The organism is Gordonia sp. JH63, from assembly GCF_009856645.1.
GTDB classification, from domain to species: Bacteria; Actinomycetota; Actinomycetes; order Mycobacteriales; family Mycobacteriaceae; genus Gordonia; species Gordonia hongkongensis.
This window is the reverse complement of the sequence record NZ_CP047235.1, coordinates 5,057,602-5,073,721: the sequence shown is the minus strand read 5'-3', so window position 1 is coordinate 5,073,721 and position 16,120 is coordinate 5,057,602. Positions and strand designations below refer to the sequence as shown.

Here is a 16,120-nt window from a genome sequence, read left to right as displayed (position 1 = left end):
TGTTGGTTCCACGTGGAACATCACGCGGCCGTGTCGATCCGGCCCGCTCGCTGCGCTCCCGGCGCCGTGCTGATTCGGCCCGCTCGCTGCGCTCCCGGCGCCGGGGCCTAGAACCGCCCGCCGGTTCCGATCCGGCCCGACGACCCGGAGCCGCCGAAGGAACCGGGGCTGCGTCCGCCGCTTCCGAAGCCGCCCCCGCCGAAACCGCCGCCGAATCCGCCCCCGCGTCCCGCGACGGTGCCGCGTAGGAAGCTGTCGACGAGGATTCCGCCGAGGACCGCACCGGCGGTGGACGAGCCGCCCGGATGTCGCTGCTGCGACTGCCAGTCGACGACGTCGGTCTGAGCGGCCATGAGCGCCTGGTCGGCCAGGGAACCGGCGCGACGTGCGGTCGCGGTCGCCACCGGTGCATCGGTGGCAGCGGCGTCCATCGCGGACTGCAGAAGCCGCTGCGCCTCCGCCAGTCGGGTACGTGCCGTGGACTGCACGGCCCCGCGGCGGGTGCCGATGAAGTCGGCCGCCGCCGTCACCTTGGCCTCGGCCGATTCGAGTGCCGCGGTGAGGACCTGTGCACGACGGATGCGCTCGGCCGCGGCGTCCCGGGCCGCGGCGAGTGCGTCGTCGAGATCGGCATCCGCGTCGACGAGCGCCGTGAAGGTACCCAGCGGATCGGCGTCGAAGTTGCTGCGGGCATTGGCGACCGCGGCGCTCGCGACCTCGATCGCAGTCACCAGCGAGGTCCCGCCGGTCTGTGCCAGGGCGTTGGCCTCGGCCAGTTCGTCGTCCACCTCGGCGATGAGCGCCGGCATTCGCGAGCGGGCGACGGCGATGTTCGCATCTGCGTGATCGATGGCGTCGAGCAGCGTGGTCGCCTGCTCGATCGATCCCTCGGCCGACCTGATCGCAGCGACGGCCGGTCCCTGCTGACCCACCGGTGCGGCGATGGCGGCGCGCCCCTGATCCGCGGTCGCCTCGGCGAAGTCGATCTGGGCTCGGGCGAGATCGACGTTGTCGAGGATGGAGGTCAACGTGGCCTCGCCGTGCTTGCCGATGAGGTCGGTCAGCTGCTGCGTCGCCGTCTCCAGACGGGCGCGTAGACCGATGAGTTGCTGGGTGATGGCGTCGAATCGCGAGTCCGCATTGATGAGGAGGTTGCGCATCGCGTCGAAGTTCTCGACGTGGTCGTCCAGCGTGCTGTCGATCTCGGTGCAGGTGGTGATGATCTGGACGAGCATCGAGCGTCGTTCGTCGTCGGTCTCGGGAACGTTGTCATCGAGACGCTGGCGCAGCCCGAACGCCCGTCCGAGCGCCTGTTCGGCGTGCCGCACGGTGTCGGTGAACGGAGCCGTCTCGGCCTCACCGAACTCGCCGACCGCCAGCTGCAGCTCTTCCTTGCTGGTGCGGATGGCGTTGTCGAGGTCCGTGAGCACCTCACGCGACCACGGGTCGAGCACCTCGACGGGTTGCGCGGCCAACTGGTCGACAGTCAGTTCCTGCTCTCGCAGGGTCTCGACGCTGTCGTCGATACGACGCTGCTTGCGGCGTCGGGAGTAGAGGTACGCGCCGCCGCCGCCGAGGATGGCCACGCCGCCGACGACGCCGGCTGCGATCAGGCCGGTGTGGTTCGGATCGAGTGCGCCGGACAGTCCGTTGACCGCCGCCAGGCCCGCACCTGCCCAGTTCTCGTCGCGCAATTGCGGGACGACGTCGTCGTTCGCGACTTCTTCGAGTGTCGATTGATCGAGGCCGCCCACGCTGTCGGGTGCGAACAACCGATACGCCCGGTCCTCGGTGGCGACGGCGAGCAGGGCGTCATGGTCACCCAGCTCGCTGGCGGCGGCGGTCCGATCCGCCCATTCCTCGCTGGTCAGACCGTCGAAATCGCGGACGTACACGATCCACATCTGGACCGCGTGGGCGTTGTAGAGCGAGTCGATCGCCGTCTCGAGTTCGGCGCGCTGCGCCGGGGAGATCGCATCGGCGGAGTCGACGACGTAGTTCGGCAGCCGGGTGGGCGGCTCCGCCGACGCCGCGCCGGGGGACGCCAGGGCCATGAGGACGCCCAGCAGTCCCGTCAGCGCGACCGCCGAAGCCGCGCGTGTCAGCAGTTCCCGAAGTGCCGGCACTCGATGCATGATCACAAACCTAGCCGTGCGGGCGTGCGGTGTCGTCGACGCCTTCGGGGGAGTGTCGGCACCCGGGCGCGGGTGCGCCCGGGTGCTACGCGGTCAGTTCCGCGAGTCGCGCCACCGACACAGCGCCTCGAGTGCGGTGAGGTCGTAGTCGGGGCCGGTGACGCCGACGGTCAGCAGCGTGACGCCCTCGTCGGCGAGCGCATCGGCATCGCGCAGCAGCGCGTCGGTGTCCCCGTCGAACTGCACGCCCGACGACCGCTCGATGGTCTCGGGATCGCGACCCACGGCGGCGCAGTGCTCGGCCAGCACCTTGGACTTGTGCCGGTACTGCTCGACGTCGTTGAAGCCGTGCCAGACGTCGCCGTGCTCGGCGATGTAGCGCAGCGTCTTCTTCTCGCCGCTGCCGCCGATGAGGATCGGGATGTCGCGGGTGGGAGCCGGATTCAGCTTGGCCAGCCGCGACTTGATCCGCGGGAGGGCGGCACCGAAATCGTTCAACCGGGAACCGACGGTGCCGAAGTCGTACCCGTACTCGTCGTAGTCCTTCTGGAACCAGCCGGCCCCGACGCCCAGGATCAGACGGCCGTTGCTGATGTGGTCGACGGTGCGGGCCATGTCGGCGAGTAACTCCGGATTCCGGTAAGAGTTGCAGGTCACGAGCGCGCCGATCTCCACCCGGGAGGTCTGCTCGGCCCAGGCGCCGAGCATCGTCCAGCATTCGAAGTGTTCGCCCTCGGGGGCGCCGTACAGCGGATAGAAGTGATCCCAGTTGAACGCGATGTCGACGCCCGTGTCCTCGGCGCGGCGGACCGCGTCACGGATCAGCGAGTACTCGGGTGCGTGCTGGGGCTGGATCTGGACACCGATGCGAATGGGGGAGGCCATGCCGACCAGTCTGCCCGCTGACGGCGGAATCGTCGACGGACATGGTGGCCGCGCAGTGGTGGTGCGGCGTTGGCATCGGCGGTACGAAGTAGCGGTGAGCATCAGACCGGTCGCGCCGCCGCTCGACGAACTACGCCGTCGTACCAGCGCGAAGTGGAACACGCACCCCGACGACGTACTACCGCTGTTCATCGCGGAGATGGACTATCCGCTCGCACCGGTGGTCGCCGACGCCATCATCGACCGGGTACGTGCGTCCGACATCGGTTACGCGGCGACCTCGGGTTCGGCAGGGGAGGCCTTCGCCGGGTTCGCCGACCGTCGGTGGGGGTGGCGGGTGGATCCGGCTGACGTCAACTCGACGACCGACGTGAGCGTCGTCATCGTCGAGAGTCTGCGTGTCGCGATCAGTCCCGGCGACGGTGTCGTGCTGATGCCCCCGGTCTATCCGCCGTTCTTCGAACTCATCCCGGAGGCCGGAGGTCGCGTCGTCGAGGTGCCCCTTCTCGAGGAACGCGGGTCGTCGTCGACGACCTGGCGGATGGATCTGGCGGGCATCGAACGCGCCCTCGCCGCCGGGGCCCGCGCGGTTTTACTGTGTCACCCGCACAATCCGCTCGGTCTCGTCCACGACGCCACCGACCTCGCGCGACTGGCCGACTTGGCCGCGGGCGACCGTTGTCAGTGACGAGATCCATGCGCCGCTGGTCCACCCCGGCGTGGAGTTCGTCCCGTTCCTCGCGGTGAGCGACACGGCGCGCGACGTCGGCGTGGCCGCACATTCGGCGAGCAAGGCCTTCAATCTCGCCGGTGCCAAGTGCGCGCTCACGGTTGTCGCGTCGGATCGGGGCCGGGCTCTGATCGCGCGGCAACCCGACGAGGTGCGCTATCGCACGAGCATCATTCTGGGCCGCGCTGCGGCCGAAGCGGCATTGGCGCACGGTGACGAGTGGCTCGACGCCACCCTCGAGGTCATCGGGGAGAGCTTCGATCTCCTCGAACAGCTGCTCGCGCAGCATCTTCCGACGGTTCGGTACACGCGGCCGGAGGCGTCGTATCTCGCCTGGCTCGACTTCCGCGAGACCGGGCTGGGCGACGACCCCGGGCTCGTCATTCTCGACAAAGCCCGCGTCGCCCTGCATTACGGACACGCCTTCGGGAATCCGGGTGCCGGTTTCGTTCGACTCAACGCCGCCTGCTCCGCCGACGTGCTGACCGAGGCCATCCGGCGGATCGCGGGCGTGGTGCACTGACCCGGGGTCTCCGCTCCACCATCACTTCTTGCCGGATCGGCAACCGTCCTTGCCGCTCACGACGGTGCGTGCCACAGTCGAAGACATGACCACCGAGAACAGCCACCGCCCCGAGGCCGCCACCGAGTCCCGGGGGAGCAACGATCCGGGAACCGCCGAAGGCTGGGACGAGCGGTACCGCAGCGCGGACCGTTTGTGGACCTCCGACGTCAACCCTGCGCTCGTCGCCGAGGTGTCGGACATCGAGCCGGGCACCGCGCTCGACGTCGGGTCGGGCGAGGGGGCCGACGCCCGATGGCTCGCCGACCGCGGATGGCAGGTCACGGCCCTCGACATCTCGCAGGTCGCGGTGGATCGGGCTCGTGAGATCGACCCGCGGCCGTCGATCACGTGGTTGCGTGCCGACGTGATCGCCGAGGACGTGCCGGCGACCGACGTCGACCTTGTGACCATGCATTACTTCCCGATCCCGAAGGAGAATGTCGACGCGGCCCGCCGGCTGGTCGATGCCGTCGGCCCCGGCGGGTCCCTGCTCGTCGTGGCACACGCCCCCGAGGGTGTGCGTGCACATGGCTTCAACCCGGATGCCTATGTGCAGCCCAAGGACTTCGTGGCCTTGCTCGGCGACGGTTGGGAAATCGTCACCGACGAGACGCGGGAACGCGGCAAGGCCGCGGGAGGCGGCCACCACACCCACGACGTGGTGTTCCGGGCGCGACGCCGGGCCGCCTGAGATCCCCTTGCGTTTTGTCCCGGTAGCCGGGACAAGGCGCAACCTGATCTGACGGGTGGCGGTCGTGACTTCCGCTCCGCCCAGATTGAGTGCACATCTGTACACTCGGGGCATGACCGCCACGACCACGCGTGAGTCCGAGCTGCGGGCGCTCACCGACCTCGGGCTGTACGAGGCCGGCGCTGCGACGCGCGGCGTCGGAGCGATGCACCGCGTCATCGCCGGGGGCGTCTTCCGGATGCTCCGGCCTGTCCTGGGGAGTTCCGTCGACACCGCGCGGATGGTGCATGACGCCGTCAGCGAGGGGACGTACAACTCGATCACCGCTGCCCTCGACGCCGGCCGGTCGGCTGCGGACCATGTGCCCTGGTCGGAGGGCCGCGCGCCCTCGCATACTACTCGAGGCGCGGTGCTCCTCGGCATTCTCAACGGTCTCATCGGCGATGAACTGGACACCGTGCACTCGCCCCTCACGGCCGACATGTCGATCCGCGTCGACGGCTGGCCGGTCTCCCTCGACGCCGAGTCGCTCCGCGATGGCTTCCCCGACGCGGGTGGACACGTCGTCGTGTTCCTGCACGGCCTGATGGAGTCGGAGTTCGCGTGGTCTCTAGGTGAGCAACCCACATACGGCGAGCGGCTGACCGACGACATCGGCGCCACCGAGGTCCAGGTCCGCTACAACACCGGTCGCCACATCAGCGAGAACGGCCGCGCCCTCGCCGACCTTCTCGACGCACTCGTCCTGCTCTGGCCGACGCCGGTGACACGACTGACCCTCATCGGCCATTCGATGGGTGGGCTGGTCGTCCGAAGTGCTTGCCACGCAGCCGATCAGCGCGGCGACTACTGGACGGGCCTGGTGTCGGAGACAGTGTGCCTCGGCACGCCGCACCTCGGGGCTCCACTCGCCCGCGGTGTCCACCTGGCCACGAATGCGCTGAACCGGACGCCGGTCACCCGCCCGATCGGCTCATTGTTGCGTCGTCGGAGTGCCGGGGTGCGGGACCTGTTCCACGGCAGCCTGACCGACGACGACTGGATAGGTCACGACCCGGACGCGTGGTCGCAGCCGCCCGGCGCCGACGTGCCGCTGCTGGCGGGCGCTCGCCATCTCTTCGTCACCGCGACGATCACCCGCGACCCCGACCACCCGGTCGGGCGTCTGCTGGGTGACGGCCTGGTGCTCGCGCCGAGTGGGCGCGGGCAGCACACGCGGCAGCGTCGCGGGCTGAAGTTCCAGGAGGGGTTCCACATCGGCAACGCACACCATTTCACCCTGCTGAACGACGACGCGATCTACGAGTGGCTGCTCGGCCACCTCATCCCGCGAAAGGAGCTGCCGCCCGGGCGATCGTCGTGAGACCGCGCGGGTTTCGCCGACGAAGCGGCGTCGAACTCAGTGCGGACGGCGCTGCCGGTAACGTCCGCGCGCGGCGAGTACGCCGACGACCCATCCGACGAGAAAGACCACGGCCAGGATGAACCACAGCGGGGACTCGACACTCACCCAGAACAGGTCGATGCGCACCGTGGTCCGGTTCTGCACGATGAAGACCACCGCGAGAACGGTCAGTCCAAGCGCAATCCATTGCGGCAGAGACACCTTCGACAGCGCGGACGATTTCCCAGTGGTGGGTTTCGGGGTGCCACGGTCTTTGGCCATGCCAGAGACTGTAGGCGCATTCGACGGCGGTCACCGGAGATCCGGTTGCGATTTGTCCCGCAATCCGGGACAAACCGCAACCTGACGCCGGCACCGGGGTTCAAGGGGTCCAGCGGGACCGGTACCGCGCTCAGCGGCAGACCGCCCCTTGCGACGCCGAGGTGACGAGCTTGGAGTACTTCGCCAGCACGCCGCGCGTGTACCGCGGGGGCAGGGGAGTGAACTCCTGTGCGCGCGAAGCGAGTTCGTCGTCGTCGACGAGGAGGTCGAGGAGACCGCGGCCGACGTCGAGCCGAATCCGGTCGCCGTCGCGGACCAGAGCGATCGGTCCGCCGTCGACGGCCTCCGGCGCGATGTGACCCACGCACAGACCGGTGGTGCCGCCGGAGAACCGGCCGTCGGTCATCAGGAGCACGTCCTTGCCGAGACCCGCGCCCTTGATGGCGCCGGTGATCGCGAGCATCTCCCGCATGCCCGGTCCGCCCTTCGGGCCTTCGTACCGGATGACGACGACGTCCCCGGCGGTGATCGTGCCGTCCTCGAGCGCGTCCATCGCGGCGCGTTCGCGGTCGAAAACCCGTGCCGTGCCCTCGAACACATCGGAGTCGAAGCCTGCGGACTTCACCACCGCGCCCTCCGGGGCCAGCGATCCCTTGAGGATGGTGATGCCGCCGGTGGGATGGATGGGCGACTTCGTGGCCCGCAGGACCTGGCCGTCCGGGTCCGGCGGCGCGATGTGCGCCAGGTTCTCGGCGACCGTCGATCCGGTCACCGTCAGGCAGTCGCCGTGCAGGAGGCCCGCGTCGAGGAGTGCCTTCATCACCACCGGCACACCGCCGATGCGATCGACGTCGGTCATCACGTGCCGGCCGAACGGCTTGACGTCGGCCAGGTGCGGAACCCGGCTGCCGACGCTGATGAAGTCGTCGAGCGACAGTTCGACCTCGGCCTCGTTGGCGATGGCGAGGAGGTGGAGCACCGCATTGGTCGAGCCGCCGAACGCCATCACCACGGCGATCGCGTTCTCGAAGGCCTCGCGGGTCATGATGTCGCGCGCGGTGATCCCGCGGCGCAGCATCTCGACGACGGCGACCCCGCTCTGGCGGGCGAACTGGTCGCGACGCTTGTCCGGGGCCGGGGGTGCGGCACTGCCCGGGATGGACATCCCCAGTGCCTCGGCCGCGCTGGCCATCGTGTTGGCGGTGTACATGCCGCCGCACGCACCCTCACCCGGGCAGATCGCGCGCTCGATGGTGTCGACGTCCTCCCGGCTCATAAGTCCGCGCGAGCACGCCCCGACCGCCTCGAAGGCGTCGATGATGGTCACCTGACGCTCTTTGCCGTCCGACAGCGTCGCGTATCCGGGCAGTGTCGACCCGGCGTAGAGGAACACCGACGCGAGGTCGAGTCGGGCCGCGGCCATCAGCATGCCGGGCAGGGACTTGTCGCAACCGGCCAGCAGGACCGAACCGTCCAGGCGCTCGGCGCTCATGACGGTTTCGACGCTGTCGGCGATCACCTCGCGGGACACCAGCGAGAAGTGCATGCCCTCGTGACCCATCGAGATGCCGTCGGAGACCGAGATGGTGCCGAACTCGAGCGGGTACCCGCCGCCCTCGTGCACGCCTTCTTTGACCGCCTTGGCCAGCCGGTCGAGCGACAGGTTGCAGGGCGTGATCTCGTTCCACGACGACCCGACGCCGATCTGCGGTTTCACCCAGTCGTCGTCGCCCATGCCCACCGCGCGGAGCATGCCGCGGGCCGCGGTCTTCTCCAAGCCGTCCGTGACGTCGCGACTACGCGGTTTGATGTCGATCTCGGCGTCCGGTTCGGTTCGCTTGGTCATGAGGGCAAGAGTAGTGGTCATCGCCGGCGAGTGGTCGGAACACCCGATGCACCACGGGCGAGTTCGTCCAGGGGCTGCTGAACCCGATCACCTATCCCGGTAGCCGGCTCCTTCCGCCGGCCCTGCAGCTGACGGTGGTCGAGAACGACCCGACCGGCGTGGCCGGACGCAACGTCGACGGTTACATCGCGCGCCCGTACTTCCGGGAGATCTTCGCGCAGGACGTGTCGCCCGCGGTCGCCGCCGACATGTTCGCCCACCAGAAATCCGCCGCGCTCCGCGCCAACCTGGAACCGTCCGGACCGCCGTCGTGGGCACGGGTGCCCAGCTGGTACCTCGTCTCGCAGCAGGATCGGGTGATCCCACGGCGCTGCAGCGCTTCCTGGCCGGACGAGTCGTACCCGGGCGCACCGCCGAGGTCAACGCCTCGCACGCGTCGTTGGTGTCGCGCCCCGACGCGGTCTCGCGGACGGTGCTGCGAGCGGCCGACGCGACGCAACCGCGCTGACCCGGGGGGGCCGACACCGCATTGTGAGCGCGGTGATTCTAATCGGACCGAGGCGCACGAGGGTGGCGCAATGACCTGCGGCCGAGCACGGGCCGCAGGTCACGGCGTACCGCCGGTGGCGCATTCACCCCGGGCCGCGACCAGCGCCGCGCACAGGCGTTCCGGGGCCGGCGCGATCGCGTTATCGTGCCATTCATGCAGCTCAGGACCACAGCAGCCGGACGGCTCCGGGCGGACAACGCCCGTATGGTCGCCGACGTGCTCCGGCGACAGATCCACGACGGCGACCTCGCCGATTCGCTCGATGAACGCACCCTCATCGCCGACTTCAATGTCTCCCGCAACACCATCCGCGATGCACTCGCGATCCTCACCGAGGAACGACTGATCGAGCGAGCGCCACGGGTCGGCACCCATGTGGTGGCTCGCAAACTCGATCATGGGCTCGATGCCCTGCAGGGACTGAAAGAGACATTCCGCATGCACGGCGAGGTGCGCAACACGGTCAAGATCGCCACCCTCGTCGATGCCCCCCGCGCAGTCGCGAGGCGGCTGCAACTCGCCGACGCGCAGGCCGTCTACATCGAACGGCTGCGCTACCTCGACGACGAGCCGATCAGCCTGGACATCACGTATCTCGTGCCGGACCTCGGCATCCCGCTGCTCGAGCACGACCTCGAGAACAACGACGTGTTCACGCTTCTCGAGCAGATCGCCGGCGGACCCCTCGGACACGCGACGATGACGGTGGAGGCCGTCGACGCCGACCCGCATTCGGCGGCGCATCTCGAGACCGGTTCGGGTACCTCGCTGCTGCTGCTCGAACGACTGACCCATCTCGCGCACGAGAGCCGCCCCGTCGACCTCGAGTACATCCGGATGCGCAGTGACCGAGTCTGTCTGCGGAGCACCGCCCGACGCGAGGCGGCCGGCTCATGAGTCAGGTCAACAACCGCGTCGACGTGCCGGTCACCATCGACGAATCGCTGTGCATCGAGGGCTGCACCCTCTGCGTCGAGGTCTGTCCTCTCGACTCGTTGGCGATCAACCCGGAATCGGGCAAGGCCTTCATGCACGTCGACGAGTGTTGGTACTGCGGGCCGTGCGCGGTCCGATGCCCGACGGGTGCGGTCACCGTCAACATGCCCTATCTGCTCCGCTGAAATCTTCTGTCCCACAACGCCGGTACTGCAACGCAACCGGCGGCGATCACCCATGCCCATGGTCCCAGCCCAAAGGACGTCCGATGAGAACACGTCTCCGATCCCGACAACTGGCGGCGATCACCGTCACGCTCGCCGTCGCCCTCGGCAGTGCCGCTTGCTCGCTCGAGGACACCGGTGATACCGACGCCATCCGGGTCGTCGTCGGTTATCAGTCGAAGACGATCAACACGGTGACCGCCGGGACCCTGCTCCGCGCGGAAGGTCAGTTCGAGAAGCGGCTCGCCGAGGTCACCGAGCGGACCGGCCAGGAGTACACGGTCGAGTGGCAGGACTTCGACACCGGCGCGCCGATCACGACCGGGATGATCGCGGGCAAGATCGACATCGGGTCGATGGGTGACTATCCGTTGCTGATCAACGGATCCCGTGCCGGTGCCGAGGAGAAGACCCGCACCGAGATGCTGTCGGTCACGGGATCCAGCCCGCGGGGTTCGCTGAACATGGTTGTGGTCCCGCAGAATTCACCGGCCACGACGATCGCCGATCTACGCGGGAAGTCGATCTCGGCCAGCGTCGGATCGGCCGGTCACGGGACGCTCGTGCAGGCCCTCGACCGCGCCGGGATCGACCCCACCACCGGGGTGCAGGTGCAGAACCAACAGCCGCAGGTGGGCGCGTCGGCGCTGGAGTCGGGCAAGGTGGATGCCCTGGCCCAGTTCGTGGCCTGGCCCGGACTCCTGGTCTTCCAGGACAAGGCGCGGTTGCTCTATGACGGAGCCCAGCTCGGGGTTCCGACCCTGCACGGCGTCGTCGCGAGATCTGCCTATGCGCACGAGAACCCGGACGTGGTCCAGGCCTTCCTGCGCGCTCAGCTCGATGCGACCGAGTCCCTGACCCGCGACCCGCTCGCCGCCGCCGAACTCGTCGCGGAGAACAGCGGTCTCCCGGCCGAGGTCGTCTACCTCTACAACGGCCCGGGCGGAACGGACTTCAATCCGGCCATCAAGTCGGACCTCGTCGGGGCGCTGCGCAACGACGTCCCCTACCTGAAGTCCATCGGCAGCTTCCCCCACGAGATCGACCTGGACACCTTCGTCGATCCGGGGCCGCTGCAGGACACCTTCGCCGCGGCCGGCATCAACTACTCGGAAGCCCTGAGCCGCACCGGCAATGCCTCCGTCACCCGTGGCGACGATCCGATCTGCGGGGTCGAGGTCGACCCGGCGACCGCCGGTGAGCTCTGGTTGCGCGGACAGGAACGGACCCAACCCGCCGCGGATCCGACCTGCTTGCTGCGCGCGGTCGCACAGGCTCGACGACAGGGCCAGGAAGTCCGGGCCGCCTACATCTCGGACCCGCAGCTCGGGACCCGCTGGTTCGCCGACAAGGCGGTGTGGCTGCGGGAGGGCGACCGGTACGTCGCGTTCACCACGACCGACAGCGCGCGACAGTACCGCGCGACGCATCCCGGTGCCGTCGACGTGACGTACGAGCAGGCACTCGCCGGAGTCGTGTCATGACCACCGCGACGATCGGATCGGTCGCCGTCGACGACACGGCCACCGATTCGGTGCCGGTCCGGACCCCGGACGGGTCGAACCGGTACTGGCACTGGGGAGTCCGGATACTGGTCCTGGTGGTGGCCGGTGTCGTCTGGCAGCTGCTGACCACGCACGATGTGGTTCTGTGGGCCAGGTTCGACACCATTCCCTCGCTCACCGACGTCGGCCAGGCGTTCTGGGCAGCTCTCGGCTCCGAGCAGTATTACCTGGATCTCGGCCAGTCGCTGATCCGGATCGGTACGGGATTCGCGCTGGCGGTCTGCGTCGGCATCCCGGTGGGAATCGCCCTCGGCCGCTCCGGGACAGCGCGACTCACGGTCGGCACCCTCACCGAGGTGCTCCGTCCGATCCCGGCGATCGCACTGGTACCGGTCGCGATCCTGGTGTTGCCGACCGACGAGGCCGGCATGGTCTTCATCACCTTCGCGGCGGCGTTCTTCCCCATCCTCGTCGCGACCCGCCATGCCGTCCGGGCGCTGCCCACGATCTGGGAGGACTCGGTCCGGACGATGGGCGGCACCCGTCGAGACGTCGTCCTCCGGGTGATCCTGCCCGGCATCGCACCCGGTGTGTTCAGCGGACTGTCGGTCGGGGTCGGCGTCGCCTGGATCTGCCTCATCTCCGCCGAGATGATCTCCGGCCGGCTCGGGGTCGGATACCGGACGTGGCAGGCGTACACGGTGGTCGACTACCCGCAGGTGTTCGTCGGCATGCTGACCATCGGCGTGCTCGGCGCACTGACGTCGGGGCTGATCGAGGTGATCGGACGGCGGGTCACCCGCTGGCTGCCGCGAGGACAGGAGCAACGATGACCCCGACGACGGCAGGAGCGACGATGGCCCCCACGACAACGGCATTGACGGCGGACTCGGTCGCCGCGATGCGGCTCGATCTCGAGGACATCCGGATCGGTTACGGGGACTCGACGGTGATCGACGGTTTCGACCTCGTCGTCGGCGCCGGCGAGATCGTCGTCCTGACGGGACCGTCCGGGTGCGGGAAGTCCACGATCCTCCGCGCCGTCGCGGGTCTCCTGCCGGTCCGCGGCGGTCGAATCCTGGCAGACGGCGACCCGGTTGGCACCACGTCTCGGGATCGGGCCATGGTGTTCCAGGACGATGCGCTGCACCCGTGGCGGACGGTACGCGGGAACATTCTGCTGGCGTTGACATTGCGCGGCGTCCCGCGGCGACACCGCCGGGATCAGGCCGAGCAGTGGATCACCGAGATCGGTCTGGACGGCTTCGCCGACCACCTGCCGAAGTCGTTGTCCGGCGGCATGCGTCAGCGCGTGCAGCTCGCCCGTGGACTCGCCGGGTCGCCGAGAGCGGTTCTGATGGACGAACCCTTCGGGGCGCTCGACGCGCAGACACGGACCGCCATGCAGCGATTGCTGCTGCAGACCCTCTCGGCGCATCCGTCGACCGTGGTCTTCGTGACCCACGACGTCGACGAGGCGCTGCTGTTGGGCGACCGGGTCGTCGTCCTGGGCCGTGCGGGCGAGACCGTCCGCGCCACCGTCGACGTCCCGCACCCTCGCGACCCGGATCGCCGCGGGGACGACGCCACCCGGCGGCTGCGCCGCACCATCCTTGATGCATTGGAGAAGTGAACCGGCAGTGGATATCCCAGACATCGCCGACCGGAGTCGGATCGACTGTGACGTGCTGGTCATCGGCGGCGGGACCGCCGGGACGATGGCCGCCCTCACCGCCGCCGAGAACGGCGCGTCGGTCCTGCTGCTCGACAAGGCGCATGTTCGCCACTCCGGGGCCCTCGCCATGGGGATGGACGGCGTGAACAACGCGGTCATCCCCGGCAAGGCCACCCCCGAGGATTACGTCGCGGAGATCACTCGGGCCAACGACGGCATCGTGAACCAGAAGACGGTGTATCAGACGGCGACTCGTGGCTTCGCGATGATCGGCCGTCTGGAACGCTACGGCGTGAAGTTCGAGAAGGACGAGTACGGCGAGTACGCGGTCCGCCGGGTGCACCGGTCGGGGTCGTACGTCCTGCCCATGCCCGAGGGCAAGGACGTGAAGAAGGCGCTGTACCGCGTCCTGCGCAAGCGGGACATGCGCGAGAAGATCACGATCGAGAACCGCTTGATGCCCGTGCGGGTCCTGACCGCGGGCGGGCGCGCGGTGGGTGCGGCCGCGTTGCACACGCGCACAGGCGAGTTCGTCGAGATCGGGGCCAAGACGGTCATCCTCGCCACCGGGCCGTGCGGTCGCCTGGGCCTGCCCGCCTCCGGGTACCTCTACGGCACCTACGAGAACCCGACGAACGCCGGTGACGGCTACTCGATGGCCTACCACGCGGGCGCGGAGCTCAGCGGCATCGAGTGCTTTCAGATCAACCCGCTGATCAAGGACTACAACGGCCCGGCGTGTGCGTATGTGGCGAACCCGTTCGGCGGGTACCAGGTGAACGCCGACGGAGAGCGATTCGTCGATTCCGACTACTGGTCCGGAGACATGATGGCGGAGGTGAAGTCGGAGATCGAGTCGGCTCGCGGCCCGATCTATCTCAAGGTCAGTCATCTTCCCGACGAGACGCTGGAATCGCTCGAGTCGATCCTGCACACCACCGAACGACCCACGCGGGGTACGTTCCACAGCAACCGCGGACACGACTATCGCACCCACGACATCGAGATGCACATCTCCGAGATCGGTTTGTGCAGCGGACATTCCGCGTCCGGAGTCTGGGTCGACGAGCATGGCCGCACCACCGTCGACGGCCTGTATGCCGCCGGCGACCTCGCCTGCGTGCCGCACAATTACATGATCGGCGCGTTCGTCTACGGGGAACTCACCGGTCAGCACGCCAGCGACACCGCCCGCGACCTGGCTGCGCCCACCGAATTGCCGATGGACCAGCTGCGCGCCGCCCACGAGCTGATCTACCGACCGCTGACCCACCCGGACGGTCCACCCCAGCCACAGGTGGAATACAAGCTGCGCCGATTCGTCAACGACTATGTGGCGCCGCCGAAGACGTCGAACAAGCTCGCCATCGCCATCGAGACCTTCGAGCGCATGCGCTCGGAGATCGAGCAGATGGGCGGGCGGACCCCGCACGAACTGATGCGGTGTGCGGAGGTGTCGTTCATCCGCGACTGCGCCGAACTGGCGGCCCGTAGTTCGTTGACACGCACCGAGAGTCGGTGGGGTCTCTATCACGAGCGTGCCGATCTCCCCGAGCGCCGGGACGACGAGTGGGGCTACCACCTGAACGTCCGCAAGGCCGCCGACGGCACGATGGAGTTCCTCGGTCGGCCGGTCGAACCCTTCCTGGTCGATGTCGAGGGGCTGGACCACATCCCGCCGGCCGACCGCACGGTGATCGCGATCGAACAACCGGTCGTGTCGACGGGCCCGGGATACCGCGGTGTCGAGAGCCCGGTGCGTGAGACCACGAGGAAGGACGAGTCCACGGCAACGGCGTCACCGAGGATCGTCGAACTGCTCGGAACCTCGGTGACCCACGCCGCCGATCTCGCCGATTATCTGGCAGACCCGGATCCGACGGTCCGCCGAACCTCGATCGCGGTGCTGACCGAGAACGCCCCGGACGGGTTCGAGATGGCCGTGGTCGGAGCGCTGGCCGACGCTGTGGCACCGGTCCGCGGAGCGGCGACGCAGGGGCTGCGGGAACTCGTCGAGATCATCGACCCGACCGCGGAGTTCGTGTCGGCGCTCGCCAATCACGCCGAGTCCCCGGACCCGGTCGTGCGTGCGACCGTCGTCGACCTGTTGCGCGCCGTGCGCGCTGATCGGGTGGACCTGTTCGCTTCCGCCACACAGGATTCCGACCACCGCGTCCGGATCGAGGCCATCCGCGCGCTGGTGTCACGGGACGAGTCCGAGCTGATCGCCGGCCTGGCAACGGATCCCGACCGTGAGGTCCGGATCGCGGTGGCCGACGGGCTGTCGACGGTCGGGGGCGGTGGTGTGGAGGCCGTCCGGACACTCGGAGCCGACCGCGATCCCCTCGTCCGGGCCGCGGCGTTCTCCGCGATGGCGGTCGTGGGTGACGGCGCTGTCGACGGCCCGGTCCTCGTCCGCGCGTTACGTGAGACCGCATGGCAGGTGCGCGTCGGTGCGGCGCGGGGGCTCGCGGTCGCACGTGATGAGGCGACGGTCTCGGCGCTGGAGAAGGCGATCGCGGATGTCCACAACGACGTCCGGCGGGCTGCCGCCCTCACCCTCGCGGAGTGGAGCGACGATCCGGTGGTCCGGCGGATCCTCGAGGGCGCCGCCGACGACCCGGACGCCGACGTCCGGGCCGCGGTCCGGCGGAGTCTGCGGGGCTCGCTCGCCCCACACTGAGAGACGTTGCGCGGGCACACGGCGCCGAG

Annotated in this window: 12 protein-coding genes and 2 pseudogenes; 10 read left to right on the top strand and 4 right to left on the bottom strand. The window is 68.9% G+C overall.

Going from position 1 to position 16,120, the window contains the following annotated elements:
• Positions 1 to 107: 107 nt before the first annotated feature.
• Together GR168_RS22455 and GR168_RS22450 are read right to left on the bottom strand one after the other, a co-directional pair.
• Complete coding sequence (locus tag GR168_RS22455; RefSeq protein ID WP_159371710.1) at positions 108 to 2,135, bottom strand: TPM domain-containing protein; 2,028 nt, start codon at positions 2,133 to 2,135, stop codon at positions 108 to 110.
• 93 nt (positions 2,136 to 2,228) lie between these two features.
• Positions 2,229 to 3,020 carry an LLM class F420-dependent oxidoreductase gene (locus GR168_RS22450; protein WP_065631108.1) on the bottom strand — a complete coding sequence of 264 codons (792 nt, stop codon included), beginning with the start codon at positions 3,018 to 3,020 and terminating at the stop codon, positions 2,229 to 2,231.
• Between the two features lie 94 nt (positions 3,021 to 3,114).
• Here GR168_RS22450 and GR168_RS22445 point away from each other — a divergent pair.
• From GR168_RS22445 to GR168_RS22435, 3 genes and pseudogenes are all read left to right on the top strand, one after another.
• Positions 3,115 to 4,273, top strand: a pseudogene (locus GR168_RS22445) (aminotransferase class I/II-fold pyridoxal phosphate-dependent enzyme).
• 85 nt (positions 4,274 to 4,358) lie between these two features.
• A complete protein-coding gene (locus GR168_RS22440; protein ID WP_083207378.1) occupies positions 4,359 to 5,006 on the top strand; it encodes a class I SAM-dependent methyltransferase in 648 nt (215 codons plus the stop codon).
• A gap of 112 nt (positions 5,007 to 5,118) precedes the next feature.
• Entirely contained in the window at positions 5,119 to 6,369 is a 1,251-nt protein-coding gene (locus GR168_RS22435) for a hypothetical protein (RefSeq protein WP_065631107.1), read from the top strand.
• A gap of 36 nt (positions 6,370 to 6,405) precedes the next feature.
• Here GR168_RS22435 and GR168_RS22430 read toward each other — a convergent pair whose 3' ends face one another.
• Positions 6,406 to 6,672 (bottom strand): LapA family protein, encoded by a 267-nt coding sequence (locus GR168_RS22430; protein ID WP_065631106.1) that lies wholly within the window; start codon positions 6,670 to 6,672, stop codon positions 6,406 to 6,408.
• A 130-nt stretch (positions 6,673 to 6,802) separates the two neighbouring features.
• Positions 6,803 to 8,518, bottom strand: a complete 1,716-nt coding sequence (gene ilvD / locus GR168_RS22425; protein WP_065631105.1) for a dihydroxy-acid dehydratase — start codon at positions 8,516 to 8,518, stop codon at positions 6,803 to 6,805.
• Positions 8,519 to 8,574: 56 nt separating this feature from the next.
• On the opposite strand from ilvD, the pseudogene GR168_RS22420 reads away from it, so the two are divergent.
• From GR168_RS22420 to GR168_RS22390, 7 genes and pseudogenes are all read left to right on the top strand, one after another.
• Positions 8,575 to 9,026, top strand: a pseudogene (locus tag GR168_RS22420) (alpha/beta hydrolase); the annotation flags it as partial.
• A gap of 246 nt (positions 9,027 to 9,272) precedes the next feature.
• Positions 9,273 to 9,965 carry a GntR family transcriptional regulator gene (locus GR168_RS22415; protein WP_159372000.1) on the top strand — a complete coding sequence of 231 codons (693 nt, stop codon included), beginning with the start codon at positions 9,273 to 9,275 and terminating at the stop codon, positions 9,963 to 9,965.
• Positions 9,962 to 10,189, top strand: coding sequence for a ferredoxin family protein (locus tag GR168_RS22410; protein ID WP_010843879.1), 228 nt, complete (start codon positions 9,962 to 9,964; stop codon positions 10,187 to 10,189). Before GR168_RS22415 ends, GR168_RS22410 begins: the two co-directional genes overlap by 4 nt.
• A gap of 83 nt (positions 10,190 to 10,272) precedes the next feature.
• Positions 10,273 to 11,712 (top strand): ABC transporter substrate-binding protein, encoded by a 1,440-nt coding sequence (locus tag GR168_RS22405; protein ID WP_159371709.1) that lies wholly within the window; start codon positions 10,273 to 10,275, stop codon positions 11,710 to 11,712.
• Positions 11,709 to 12,566, top strand: coding sequence for an ABC transporter permease (locus GR168_RS22400; RefSeq protein WP_159371708.1), 858 nt, complete (start codon positions 11,709 to 11,711; stop codon positions 12,564 to 12,566). The genes GR168_RS22405 and GR168_RS22400 overlap by 4 nt, the downstream gene beginning before the upstream one ends.
• 23 nt (positions 12,567 to 12,589) lie before the next feature.
• The gene (locus GR168_RS22395; RefSeq protein WP_137810945.1) at positions 12,590 to 13,366 is read left to right on the top strand and encodes an ABC transporter ATP-binding protein; all 777 of its coding nucleotides are present in this window, start codon (positions 12,590 to 12,592) and stop codon (positions 13,364 to 13,366) included.
• Positions 13,367 to 13,373: 7 nt separating this feature from the next.
• Positions 13,374 to 16,091 carry a fumarate reductase/succinate dehydrogenase flavoprotein subunit gene (locus tag GR168_RS22390; protein WP_159371707.1) on the top strand — a complete coding sequence of 906 codons (2,718 nt, stop codon included), beginning with the start codon at positions 13,374 to 13,376 and terminating at the stop codon, positions 16,089 to 16,091.
• Positions 16,092 to 16,120: the final 29 nt, after the last annotated feature.